This window comes from Streptomyces sp. NBC_00988, assembly GCF_045162645.1.
Lineage (GTDB): Bacteria > Actinomycetota > Actinomycetes > Streptomycetales > Streptomycetaceae > Streptomyces.
In genome coordinates this window covers 1,527,493-1,539,728 of sequence record NZ_CP108730.1, presented here as the reverse complement: position 1 = coordinate 1,539,728, position 12,236 = coordinate 1,527,493, and the positions used below count along the sequence as shown (strand labels likewise).

The 12,236-nt window shown below is 70.5% G+C and carries 12 protein-coding genes; 4 read left to right on the top strand and 8 right to left on the bottom strand.

Annotated features, from left to right (window positions below; all coding sequences use genetic code 11):
* Positions 1 to 4: 4 nt before the first annotated feature.
* The 8 genes from OG496_RS07150 to OG496_RS07115 all read right to left on the bottom strand — a co-directional run bounded on the left by OG496_RS07150 (position 5) and on the right by OG496_RS07115 (position 7,781).
* On the bottom strand, positions 5 to 775 hold the full coding sequence (locus tag OG496_RS07150) for an SDR family NAD(P)-dependent oxidoreductase (RefSeq protein WP_405970064.1): 771 nt from the start codon (positions 773 to 775) through the stop codon (positions 5 to 7).
* A 37-nt stretch (positions 776 to 812) separates the two neighbouring features.
* Positions 813 to 1,829 (bottom strand): LysR family transcriptional regulator, encoded by a 1,017-nt coding sequence (locus OG496_RS07145; protein WP_405970063.1) that lies wholly within the window; start codon positions 1,827 to 1,829, stop codon positions 813 to 815.
* 168 nt (positions 1,830 to 1,997) lie between these two features.
* The gene (locus OG496_RS07140) at positions 1,998 to 2,954 is read right to left on the bottom strand and encodes a fumarylacetoacetate hydrolase family protein (RefSeq protein WP_405970062.1); all 957 of its coding nucleotides are present in this window, start codon (positions 2,952 to 2,954) and stop codon (positions 1,998 to 2,000) included.
* Positions 2,955 to 2,957: 3 nt separating this feature from the next.
* Complete coding sequence (locus OG496_RS07135; protein ID WP_399392967.1) at positions 2,958 to 4,328, bottom strand: FAD-binding oxidoreductase; 1,371 nt, start codon at positions 4,326 to 4,328, stop codon at positions 2,958 to 2,960.
* 8 nt (positions 4,329 to 4,336) lie between these two features.
* On the bottom strand, positions 4,337 to 5,314 hold the full coding sequence (locus OG496_RS07130; protein WP_405970061.1) for a cyclase family protein: 978 nt from the start codon (positions 5,312 to 5,314) through the stop codon (positions 4,337 to 4,339).
* The gene (locus OG496_RS07125) at positions 5,311 to 6,318 is read right to left on the bottom strand and encodes an amidohydrolase family protein (RefSeq protein ID WP_405970060.1); all 1,008 of its coding nucleotides are present in this window, start codon (positions 6,316 to 6,318) and stop codon (positions 5,311 to 5,313) included. Before OG496_RS07125 ends, OG496_RS07130 begins: the two co-directional genes overlap by 4 nt.
* Entirely contained in the window at positions 6,315 to 7,439 is a 1,125-nt protein-coding gene (locus OG496_RS07120; protein WP_405970059.1) for an FAD-dependent monooxygenase, read from the bottom strand. Before OG496_RS07120 ends, OG496_RS07125 begins: the two co-directional genes overlap by 4 nt.
* A 36-nt stretch (positions 7,440 to 7,475) precedes the next feature.
* Positions 7,476 to 7,781: an antibiotic biosynthesis monooxygenase family protein gene (locus OG496_RS07115; RefSeq protein WP_405970058.1), complete on the bottom strand. Its 306-nt coding sequence runs from the start codon at positions 7,779 to 7,781 to the stop codon at positions 7,476 to 7,478.
* A gap of 262 nt (positions 7,782 to 8,043) precedes the next feature.
* Between OG496_RS07115 and OG496_RS07110 the strand changes: the two genes are divergently transcribed.
* The 4 genes from OG496_RS07110 to OG496_RS07095 all read left to right on the top strand — a co-directional run bounded on the left by OG496_RS07110 (position 8,044) and on the right by OG496_RS07095 (position 12,113).
* Positions 8,044 to 9,015: a fumarylacetoacetate hydrolase family protein gene (locus tag OG496_RS07110; protein ID WP_405970057.1), complete on the top strand. Its 972-nt coding sequence runs from the start codon at positions 8,044 to 8,046 to the stop codon at positions 9,013 to 9,015.
* Positions 9,012 to 9,947, top strand: a complete 936-nt coding sequence (locus tag OG496_RS07105; RefSeq protein ID WP_405970056.1) for a VOC family protein — start codon at positions 9,012 to 9,014, stop codon at positions 9,945 to 9,947. The genes OG496_RS07110 and OG496_RS07105 overlap by 4 nt, the downstream gene beginning before the upstream one ends.
* Before the next feature lie 61 nt (positions 9,948 to 10,008).
* Positions 10,009 to 11,310: a histidinol dehydrogenase gene (hisD, locus tag OG496_RS07100; protein WP_405970055.1), complete on the top strand. Its 1,302-nt coding sequence runs from the start codon at positions 10,009 to 10,011 to the stop codon at positions 11,308 to 11,310.
* Positions 11,307 to 12,113 carry an SDR family NAD(P)-dependent oxidoreductase gene (locus OG496_RS07095; protein ID WP_405970054.1) on the top strand — a complete coding sequence of 269 codons (807 nt, stop codon included), beginning with the start codon at positions 11,307 to 11,309 and terminating at the stop codon, positions 12,111 to 12,113. Before hisD ends, OG496_RS07095 begins: the two co-directional genes overlap by 4 nt.
* Positions 12,114 to 12,236 lie beyond the last annotated feature (123 nt).

Sequence of the window (12,236 nt, the reverse complement as noted above, 5' to 3'; positions counted from 1 at the left end):
GCCGTCACGTGGCGTCGAGCGCGTTCGTGATCGCCTTCACCCCGCCGTGCGCCGCGTAACCGCCGTCGACGGTGATCTCCGCGCCGTTGACGTACGACGCCTCGTCGGACAGCAGATAGACGACCAGCGGCGCCACCTCGTCGACCGTGCCCGCCCGGCCCTGCGGGGTCAGCGACAGGTGGGCCTGGACGAACACCGGGTTCGCGGAGGCCATCAACGGGGTCTCGATGTAGCCGGGGTGGATCACGTTCGTACGGATGCCGCGCGGGGCCAGCTCCAGCGCGGCCACCTTCGAGAGGCCGCGCAGCGCCCACTTGCTCGCGGTGTACGCGACCGCGTGATGCGCGGTGAGGCCCGCGACCGAACCGACGTTCACGATGGACGAACCGGCCGGCATCAGCGGGGTGAGGGCCTGGATGCCGAGCAGCGCGCCCGTGGTGTTGACCGCGAACGCCCGGTTCCAGTCGGCGAGTTCGACCGAACCGAGACGGGCGCGCACGGCGATGCCCGCGTTGTTGACCAGGCCGTGGACTTCCGTGAGGGAAGCCGCGAGGTCCGCCCAGTCGTCCTCGGACGACACGTCCAGGTGTCGATAGGTCACGTCCAGGCCGTCGCCCCGGAGTGACACGGCGAGCTTCTCGCCCGCCTCGTCCAGGACGTCGGTCGCGATCACCGTCGCACCCTCCCGGGCGGCGGCCGCCACCTCGGCGGCTCCCTGGCCCTGCGCGGCCCCGGTGACGACGACGGTACGACCGGCCAGACGCGTGCGGCTCACGGTTCCTCCAGGGGGTGCGGGCTGTCTCCCGTCCACGCTAGGAAGCCGGGGTCAGCTCCGGAAACGCACGATCGGCATGGGTGGCATCCACGTCGGCGATCTCGTCGGCGATCTCCCGCACCGCCGGCTCGTCGAGCGACCGCGCCACCGGGTCGTCCAGCGCCGCGGCCACCTTGCGGACGGTCTCCCGCAGCCAGCGGTGCGCCGGGTCCGCGTGCCGGTTGTGGTGCCAGTACATGGCCTCCACCAGCGGTACGTCCGGGAAGGGCGTCGGTACGACGGCACACCGCGCGAAGCCCTCGTAGCGCCGGGCGAGCCGCTCGGGGACCACGGCGACCAGGTCGGTGCCGCCCACCAGGAACGGCAGCACGTTGAAGCCGGGCGTGCTGACCTGCACCTGGGGTGTGATGCCGAGGGTCTCCAACTGCCGGTCGGCGGGCGTGAGTTTGCCGATGACGCAGGCCGCGTGGGGCATCTCCGCGAGGTCGCGCAGCGAGAGCCGCCCGTCCACCAGCCGAGGGTTGTCCGGGTCGACGAGGCACACGAACCGGTCGTGCATCACGGTCTCGCTGACGCCCGGCAGCTGATAGCCGAGCGGCACGATCATCAGGTCGTGGCAGCGCAGATGGGTCTCCGTCTCCAACTGCCCGATGACGATCGGGTGGAAGTCGATCCGGATGCCCGGGGCCTCCTGCGCGAGGGCCCGCAGCAGCGGTTCCATGAACACCGTCATCACGTAGTCGGACATCACGACCGAGAACCGCTGCCGACTGCGCGACGGATCGAAGTGCCTGGTCAGCGACAGCGCCTCCTCCGCCTTGTGCAGGGAGGACTGGACGACCGGAAGCAGCCGCTCCGCGAGCGGCGTCAGCTCGTACTCGCGGCCCACCCGCACCAGCAGCTCGTCGTTGAAGTGCCGCCGCAGCCGGGCCAGCGAGCCGCTCATCGCGGACTGGCTGGTGGACAGCCGTACCCCCGCGTGGGTGACGTTCTTCTCCTCCAGGAGGGCTTCCAGAGCCACCAGAAGATTCAGGTCGATTGCTCCCAGACCCATGCGTGTGTCCTTCCGGCCGCGTCGTTGAAGCTCGGTGAAACCGGAGCGTAACGAGCGGCCTCCCGCCGAGGAAGGGGCCGGGGGAGAAGTCACAGGGATCCGATAGCTGCCATCGGATCCCTGGATGTGTGCAGGTCGGACGGTATTCCGGCAGGACTGCCGACAGGACTACGGCCGGGGGGTCCGGCCGCGCTTGCGGGCGCGCGGCAGGTATACGTCCGTACGGCCGGGCACGACATGGTTGGAGAGGGTGCCGAGGCGCTCCACGGAGAGTGTCACCTCGTCGCCGGGCCGGAGCGGCGGCGGGGTGCGCTCGCCGACCCGGCCCCAGAACTCGGCCAGCGCGCCCCAGCCGCAGGTGCCCGAGCCGAGGATGTCCCCGGGGCGCACCCAGGCGTCCCGGGAGGCGTAGGCGATCATCTCCTCGAAGGTCCAGGAGACGTTGGCGAGGGTGTCGCGGCCGATCAGCTCGCCGTTGAGGGTGACGGTCATCTCCAGGTCCAGGAAGCCGTCCGGGTCGCGCCGGTCCTCGACCTCGTCGGCGGTCACCAGGCAGGGGCCGAGCGTGTTCGCGAAGTCCTTGCCCTTGGAGAAGCCGAGCCCGAGGTTCTTCTCCGGCTTCTGCAGATCGCGCGCCGACCAGTCGTTGAAGACCAGATAGCCGACGATGTGCTCGCGTGCCCGCTCCGGCGTCAGATCACGCCCGCTGCGGCCGATGACCACCCCGACCTCCAGCTCGAAGTCGAGCACCGAACAGCCCGCCGGGACCGGCACGTTGTCGTGCGCGCCGTACGCGGCATGCGGGTTGGTGAAGTAGAAGTTGGGCGCCCGGTACCACTCCTCGGGCACGTGCTCCAGCCCGTCCAGGGACTTCGAGACCCCCTCGATGTGCGCCTCGAAACCGACGAAGTCCCGGATGGACGGCGGCTTGAGGGGAGGCAGCAGCCGCACTTGATCCACCGTCAAGTCGCTTGGTGCGCGCAGCGCTTCGGTGCCCGCCGCGTGCAGTACGTCCTGTTCCAGGAGGGTCAGTACGGTGATGCCCTCGGGCAGCGGATGAACGGTCCCGTCGCGCAGGACCCCGGCGCGCTCCACGCCCTCGTACTCGTATGTCGCGAAACGCATCGCTCACTGCTCCCAGTGGTTGGTGTTGGTGACGGTGCCCGTGCTGAGGTGGCCGGTGAAGAGGCCCTTGGGGTCGTACGCGGCCCGGATCTCCCGCAGCCGGCGCCACTGTTCGTCGCCCATGAACCTCAACTGCCGCACGGTGAAGTCGGAGTCGCCGAGGTACTGGCCGGCGGTCACCGGCTCCATGTCCGCCATCGCTCCGTCCAGCCAGGCGCGCAACTCCGCGTCCCGTGCCGGGTCGTCGTGGATGACATAGGTGGCGCAGTAGATCTCCGACTGCAACGAGAAGGCCATGTCGGGGAGTTGGCGCAGCGGGGCCATGGAGAACCAGATGGTGAAGGTCTGCCGGGTGGGCTGCTCGGTGAACGCCTTGCGGATCGCCGGGACGACCTCGTCGGCGGAGCCGGTCAGCCACGCGTTGTCGACCAGGTAGCGGTGGCCCTCGGGGTTGGCGATGCGCTGACCCGCCAACTGCTCCGCCAGCGTGGTCTGTTGGGCCTCCACGCGGAACAACGCCCGGTCCGCGTACGGGTTTGCGTGCAGCGGCGCCAGCGCCTCGGCGGCCTGCTCCGCGGTGTCGGTCATCGACACGCCCGTGACCAGGAGCACCGGTTCGTCCAGGTCGGGCGGTGTCTGGGTGAGCGCGACGATCTCGACCAGGTCCGAGACCGTGTGGTGCATGCCGTGCAGCCAGGTCATGACCTCGTCGAACAGGTCGAGCGGATAGGCGTGCACGGTGTGGCCCAGGTAGGTCGGCAGTGGCCGTGTGCGCAGGTGGAAGCGGGTGACGATGCCGAAGAAACCCGGGCCCGCGCCACGCGCCGCCCAGAACAGATCGCTGTGATGGGTCTCGTCGGCGCGCACCAACTCGCCCTCGGCGGTGACGACGTCGATCGCCACGATGTTCTCCGCCGCCCAGCCCCAGCCCCGCGCGTTCCAGCCCTGCCCGCCCTGGAGAAGGAAACCGCCGATGCCTACGGAGGGGCAGTGCCCGCCGTTGAAGAAGCGCCCGAACTCGCCGAGGAACGGGTTGAGTTCGTCGCCGCCCTTCACGCTGGGCGTCGCCGTCACGATCCCGGTCCCCGGGTCGTACGCCATCTCGCGGAAGCCCCCGAGGTCGATCAGCAGCGCGTCCTGACGCACCGACCAGGCGGCCCAACTGTGCCCGCCGGAACGGACGGCGACCTGCCAGCCGCGCTCCAGGGCGAGCCGTACGCCTTCGACGACGTCCTGCTCCGACTCGGCCGTCAGGACTGCCGCCGGTGAACGGTCCGTCGGGCGGCGGGCGTTGAAGACCCGCCCGAAGCACGCCGTCTCGAAGTCCTCGTCGTCGGAGAGGAGGAGGGTGCCGGAGAAACGGTTCAGGTTCACGCCGGTATTCACTTGATCGCGATCGGGTTGACGGGGGCGCCCACCGCTCCGGTCACCGGCAGCGGCGCGGCGACCAGCAGGAACTCGAAGACACCGTCGGCCGCGCAGTCCTCGGCCAGCGCCTCCAGGTCCCACATCTCGCCCAGCGGGAGGCCCATGTTGGGGATCGCTATCTGGTGCAGCGGGGACATCGAGGGCTGGGGGAACTCGTAGGGCCGTACCTCAAGTCCCCAGGTGTCGGAGGCGATCGCCGCGATCTCCGTGCGGTGCAGCCAGCCGAGGGTGGTGAAGGAGAGGCCGGGCGCGTCTCCGGCGGCGTAACCGCCCCACGCGCCGAGCCGCCGCACGCGCCCGAGTTGGCCGGTGCGGATCAGGACGAGGTCGCCGCGCCGGACCGAACTCGTGGCGCCCTGCGCCTCGATCGTGGCCCGCAGATGCTCCTCCAGGATGGGGAATCCGTCCGGGAGTTCACCGTGCTCGTCGCCGACCGCGCGGCCCACGTCCAGGAGGACTCCGCGGCTGGTGAAGGCCTCCTTCATGTGCTCGATGCCGGTGACCGAGTCGCCGTCGCCGTTGACGATGGTGCACGGACGGCCGTTCCACGCCTGCTTGTTGTCGTAGATGTGGCCCAGGCCGTCCCACTGGGTGGAGGCCTGCAAGGGCATCAGAACGTGGTCGTCGGCGCCGCCGAAGCCGTGCGGGAAGCCCTGGGTGCCGGCCGCCGCGTCGGAGCCGGTGTCCCTCATGTAGTGGACCGGGTTGATACGGCCGCGGAAACCGCGTTGCGGGCCCGACTCGTTGAACTCCTGGGCCAGCGAGAAGGACCGCCCGCGTCGCACCAGGCCCACCGCGTGGGCACGGATCGCGTCGTCGATGAAGTTGAGCGTGCCGAGCACGTCGTCCTCACCCCAGCGGCCCCAATTGCGGTAGGCGGCACGGGCCTTGGCGAGTTCCTCCTCGATCGGTCCGAGGGCACCGGCGGTCATCGCGTACGTCCTTTCAGCAGCAGGTCGAGGGCGTTGCCCCCGGCGACGGCGGCCCGGTCGGCCGGGGTGAGGCCGACCGCGTCCAGGCGGGCCACCGGGTCGTCGACGCCCATGTCGAAGGGGTGGTCGGTACCGAGGACGACCCGGTCCGCGCCCACCTCCTCGACGAGGTGACGCAGGGCGCGCGGGGTGTACACCAGCGCGTCGAACCACATCCGCCGCAGATAGGAGCTGGGCAACTCGGCGCAGCCGCGCGCGTCCTCCCGTACCCGCCAGGCATGGTCCGAACGGCCGATGTACGTCGGCAGATAGCCTCCGCCGTGCGCCGCCACCAGCTTCAGGCGCGGGAAGCGGTCGAGGACGCCGGTGAAGATGAGCTGCGAGAGCGCGACCGTCGTCTCCACCGGCTGACCGACCGTGTTTCCCAGGTAGTTGGTGGCCAGGCGCTCGCCGAGGGAGCAGCCCCACGGGTGCACGAAGACGACCACGCCCAGCTCCTCGGCCCGCTGCCACACCACGTCGTGCGCGGGGTCGGCCAGTTCGCGCCCGTCGACTGTCGTGGAGACGCTGATGCCGTACAGGCCATGGTCGTTGACCGCCTGGTCGAGCAACGCGACCGCGAGGTCCGGGTGTTGGAGCGGGACGGTGCCCAGTCCGTACAGCCGGTCGGGTGCGTTTGCACAGTGTGCGGCCACGGCCGCGTTGACCGTGCGGGCGAGGTTGATCGCCAGGTCCGGGTCGGCCCAGTAGTGGTGCATCGGCATCGGGCCGACCACCTGGATGTCGACGCCCATCGCGTCGAGGTCCGCGAGGCGCGTGCTGACGTCCGTCAACTTGGATTCCAGGCGCTGGAGTTGGGCACGATTGGCGGCCAGGGAGGCGGGGCAGTGGGCGCGCTGTTCGGCCGCGAGTTCGGCGGCGAGACCCGGGGTGCCCGCGACCAGGGCGTCGGCGGCGGGGACGGCGAGGTGGCCGTGGAAGTCGACCACGGGCGAGCCGCTCACGCCGCCGCCGTCAGGGTGTCCAGGGTCTCCGACATGATGCGGGCCGGGTCGGCGCCGGGAGTGTCCGGGTGGATCTCCCAGTCGGCGAGCTGGAGGGAGTTCTCCAGGACCATTCGTACCCGGGGCAGCCGCCGGTTCATGAAGCGGTCCAGAGCCTTCTCCGTCGGCTCGTCCGCCGTCACCAACTCCGCGAGCAGCACCGCGTCTTCCATGCACATCGCGGCGCCCTGCGCGATCAGCGGCGGACAGGCGTGTGCGGCGTCGCCGATGACCATCGCGCGGCCCCGGTGCCAGGGCTCGTCGACGAGGATCGCCTCGATCCAGCGGTAGTCGACCGCCGTGTCGTCGGGCAGCGAGGCGAGGATCCTGCCCCAGGTGCCGCCGTATCCGGCGCCGCGTTCACGCAGCAGGGCGAGGGGTGCGCGGGGGCCGATCAGCGTGGTGTCGAGGTTCTCGTCGAGGAGGTAGGCGTAGCACTGGTCGGGGGAGATCGGGCTGTAGCCGGCCTTGAAGCGGGGGCCGCCGTAGTACACCTCGGCGCAGTCCATCTCGGCCGGGCGTTCCGCGACGACCCGGAAGATCGACATGCCGACGGGACGGGGCTTGGCGTCGATGCCGATCAGTTCGCGCATCGCCGAGTTGATGCCGTCGGCGCCCACGACGAGGTCGTAGCGGCCGGTCGAACCGTCCGTGAAGGCCACGTCCACGTGGTCGGGTGTCTGGTCGAGCCGGTCCACGCTCAGCCCGAGGCGGACCCGCACCCCGTGCGCGCGCACCGCGTCGCACAGCGCGTCCTGCAGATCCGAGCGCAACGCCCCTGCTGTGGACGGCAGTTCGGGGCCGCCGGTGTGCGGGGTGTTCAACTCGGTGAGCAGCCCGCCGTCGGCGCGGCGCAGCCGCATGATGTCGAACGGCACCGCCCGGGCCAGCACCCGGTCCAGGACACCCACGGAACGCAGCGCCTTGAGCGCGTTGCCCTGGATGGTGATGCCATGGCCCACACCGAACCACTGCGGAGAGATTTCGACGAGCTCCACCTCGGCGCCCCGCTGGGCGAGCGCGAGACACAGCACGCTTCCGGTGATGCCGCCGCCGACGACGAGCACCTTTTGTACGGGCATGGGCGATCCTTGCGAACGTAGACAGAAGAGTGGGGGTCATCCCGAGAAGCGGGCGCCGAGTTCGTGGAAGTGCTCGACGGCCGGCGGCTCGGCGAAGAACGGCCCGACCAGGGCCCGCCAGCGCCCGAAGGCCTCGGACTCCCGGAAGCCGACCGTGTGGGCCTCGACCGAGTCCCAGCCGACCAGCAGAAGGAAGGTCGTCGGCCGCTCCGCACCCCGCAGCAGCTCCGCCCACCGGAAGCCGTCGGCCTCGGCGAGCACCTCGCGGGCCTTGCCGAACACCTCCGCGAACTCCTGCTCACGACCGGCCTCGACGGTCAGCTCGGCATGCTCGACGACCACGGTGCGCTCCTCGGGTGGTGGGGTGCTCCGAGCCTGCGTGGCGCCCGACGCGGGGGTCAACGGATCGAGGCATCGGCAAGGGGGACGTCATGCATCCCGTACGGCGATGGACCAGCGGTTCAGTGCCTGGTGGGCCCCCGACGGAGCGGCGGTCCCGGGCCCGGCGGGCCGGTGATGGCAGGCATCGCGGATCGCCATTTCCGCCGCGCCCCGCGGCTGCCTAGCGTCGACGGCGAGCCCCCACCCGTACGAGGAGAGCGCCGTGCCCGATCAACTGCCCACCCACGCCGGACCGTTCGCGCTCGGCACGTTCGCTTCCGGTGAGGCGGACTTCCCCGGACTGGTCACCGGCGACCGTGTGCGTGACCTCTCCGACCTCGTGCCGTCGATCCGCGCGCTCGTCGAGGAGTGGGACGCCTGGCTGCCCCGGCTCGGCGACCTCGCCATGGCGGAGGGCGGCTCCGGCACTTGGCACGATCTGGCCGCGCTGCGCGTCCTGACCCCGATCGAGCCCGGCCAGATCCTGCAGAGCGGAGCCAACTACCGCAAGCACGTGGTCGATCTGGTCGCCGCCGAGAAGGAGAGCGTGCACGGCGCCACCCCCGAAGAGGCCCGCGCCGACGCCGAGTTGATGATGGACGAGCGCGCCCGCAACGGAGTGCCGTACGTCTTCCTCGGCTCCCCGCGCGCCATCAGCGGCCCCTACGACGACATCGTGCTCCCCGCGCTCGGCGAACAGCACGACTGGGAACTCGAACTCGCCCTGGTCATCGGCAAGGCGGGCAAGAACATCGCGGCCGAGGACGCGATGGAGTACGTCGCCGGGTACACGATCTCTAACGACCTCACCACCCGCGACCGCCTCTACCGGCCCGACCTCAAGGCCATCGGCACCGACTGGTTCACCGCGAAGAACGCCGACACCTTCCTGCCGACCGGCCCCTTCCTGGTGCCGGCGGCCTTCGTCGGAGATCCCGGCGACCTGCGGATCACCCTCCGCCACAACGGAGTTGTACGCCAGGACGAGTCCGCCAAGGACATGATCTTCGACATCCCCCGGCTCATCGCGTACATCTCCACGACCACCACCCTGCGCCCCGGCGACCTGCTGCTCACCGGTTCTCCGGCCGGCAACGGCGCGCACTGGGGTGTCTTCCTGAAGCCCGGCGACGTCGTCGAGTCAGAGATCACCGGCCTGGGCCACCAGCGCAACACCGTCAGGAGCCACGTATGAGCTTCCAGCCCATCACCCATCTGCGCCATGTCGACCTGGCCGTACCGGACTTCGCCCGCCAGCGCGCCTTCTACGGCACGACGTGGGGCCTGACCGAGGTCGCCAACGACAGCGGTGTCGCCTTCTTCGCCGCCGAGGGCAGCCCCGAGCAGTACATCGTCCGCATCCGCGAGGACGAGCGGAAGCGGATGGACCTCGTCGCCTTCGGCGCCGAATCACCGGCCGCCGTCGACGAGTTGCACGGGCGGCTGGGACGGGCCGGCATTCAACTCCTCGGGGAACCCGGTGTGCTGGACACTCCGGGCGGGGGCTACGGCTTCCGGTTCTTCGACCCGGACGGGCGGGTCGTCGAGGTCTCGGCGGACGTCGCCACCCGCGCTCACCGCAGGATCGAGGAGCGTGAGGCGATCCCGGTCCGGCTCTCGCACTGCGTGGTCAACTCCCAGGACCCGGAAGGGCTTCGGGACTTCTACGTCCAGCACCTCGGGTTCCGGCTCACCGACACCCTGTACTCGACGCACATGGGCGACCTCATGTACTTCCTGCGGTGCAGCCCGCTCCACCACTCCTTCGCGATCGCCCGGGGACCCCATGTCTCCCTGCACCACGCCTCGTTCGAGATGCGCGGGGTCGAGGAGTACATGCGCGGCACCGGGCGGGCGCTGCGCGCCGGGACCCGGCTCACCTGGGGGCCCGGGCGGCATCTCGCCGGTGACAACACCTTCTCCTACTTCCATGACCCGCACGGCAACACCGTCGAGTACACGACCGAACTCGCCGTCCTCGAAGAGGACTTGTGGCACCCGGGCCGGCACGACGTCGACGACCCGATCACCCAGGACCAGTGGGGCACCGCCGACCCGATGAGCGAGTCGGTCGCCAAGGAGCAGTTCAACGACCCCGACGTGCTGTTCGTGGCGCCCCCCGTCTGACACCTCCGTCTCCCCGTCCGGCACCCCTCTGTCGCGAACCACCCGCAGAAAGGCCGCAGTTGTGGCAACGATCCTGAAGCACGCCGTGCCCAAGTCAGAGGTGACCGCCTCGCTCGCCCAGGTGCGCGAGACCGTGACCGGCGTCATCGCGGACATCCGTGCGCGCGGTGACGAGGCGGTGCGTGCCTACTCCGAGAAGTTCGACAAGTGGAGCCCCGACTCCTTCCGGCTGACGGACGAGGAGGTCGAGAAGATCATCGCGTCGGTGCCGCAACAGGTCATCGACGACATCCGCTTCGTCCAGGACCAGGTGCGCACCTTCGCCCGCCACCAGCTCGACTCCTTGCGGGAGTTCGAGGTGGAGACCCTGCCGGGCGTGAGGCTTGGGCAGAAGCACATCCCCGTGCAGGCGGCCGGCGCGTACATCCCCGGTGGCCGCTACCCGCTCACCGCCTCCGCCCACATGACCATCGTCACCGCCAAGGTCGCGGGCGTGCCCCGGGTCGTGGCCTGTACGCCGCCCATCCACGGGGAGATCCCGGCCGCCACCGTCGCCGCGATGCATCTCGCCGGCGCCGACGAGATCTGGCTGCTCGGTGGGGTGCAGGCGGTGGCCGCCATGTCCGTCGGCACGGACACGATGCGGCCCGTCAACCTGATCGCCGGGCCCGGCAACGCCTATGTGGCCGAGGCCAAGCGGCAGTTGTTCGGGGAGATCGGCATCGACCTGTTCGCCGGGCCGACCGAGATCCTGGTCCTCGCCGACGACGAGGCGGACCCGTTCGTGTGCGCCGTGGACCTGCTCTCCCAGGCCGAGCACGGGCCGGACTCCCCGGCCGTCCTCATCACCACCTCCCGCGAGGTCGCCGAGAAGACGATCGCCGAGGTCGAACGCCTGCTGCCCGGCATGCCCACCCGCGACTTCGCCGGGCCCGCCTGGCGCGACCACGGCCAGGTCCACGTCGTCGACACCCTCGACGAGCTGTACGCCCTCGCGGACGAGTTCGCCTTCGAGCACGTCGAGGTGCTGACCGCCGAACCGCGGCTCGCGCTGGAGCGGATGACCCAGTACGGCGCCCTGTTCCTCGGTGAGGGCACCTGTGTGTCGTTCGGCGACAAGGTCATCGGCACGAACCATGTGCTGCCCACACGTGGTGCCGCGCGCTATACCGGCGGCCTGTGGGTGGGGAAGTACCTCAAGACGGTGACCTATCAGGAGGTCACCGACACCGACTCCCAGGCACTGCTCGGCCGGCTGTGCGGACGGGCGGCCCGCGTCGAGCTGTTCGAGGGGCACGCCCGCTCCGGTGACGTACGGGCGGCGAAGGCCGCGGGCGACGAGCTGCCCTGGAACACCGCGTGACCTCGGATCCCGGCGTCACCTCGGATCGACGTACGCCTCTCGACGGCCGTACGGCGCTGATCACCGGCGGCGGCGGACCGCTGGGGCGCGCCTTCGCGCTGGCTCTCGCGGACGCCGGTGCCCGGGTGATCCTGGTCGGGCGCAACGAGGCGGCGCTCGCGGAGGCGGCGGCACGTGTGGTCAAGGACGGCGCACAGGCCCGTACGGCCTCCTGCGATGTCTCCGACCCTTCGGCCGTCAGTGCCCTGGCCGCCCAACTCGCCGACGAGGACGTGTCGTTGCTCGTCAACAACGCCGGAGTCGCCGGTCCCGTACGGCCATTGGTCGACATCGAGCCGGACGAGTGGGACGAGGTGTTCGCCGCCAACGTCCGGGGCGTCTATCTGATGTGCCGGGCCTTCCTGCCGCCGATGCTCGCGACCGGACGCGGTGACGTCGTCAACGTCGCCTCGGTCAGCGGCAAACGGCCACTGCTGAACCGCACCCCGTACACCGCCTCCAAGATGGCGCTGCTCGGCCTGACCCGGACCCTTGCCGGGGAGGTCGGCCCACGGGGGATCGCGGTCAACTCCCTTTCCCCGGGCCCGGTTCGGGGCCCGCGCATGGACCGGAACTTCCGGCTCACCGCCGAACTGACCGGCTGCACGGTCGCCGAGGCCGAACGTGACTTCGCCTCCCGGGCCGCCCTCGGCCGGCTCGTCGAGGAGCACGAGGTCGCGCAGGCGCTCGTGGCGATGCTGGCGATGCCCGGCCTGTGCGGGGCCGACATCGACCTGTCGGCCGGGATGATCGCCCCGTCGTAGCTGAACGGGGTGCGGAAAACGGCGAGGTGGACGGCTGACGAGCCGCCCGCCTCGCCGTCGTGTTCAAGCTCGTGCCCGCGCTATGACGACTCTGTGTGACCGCCATGAAATGGTCGGCGTGAT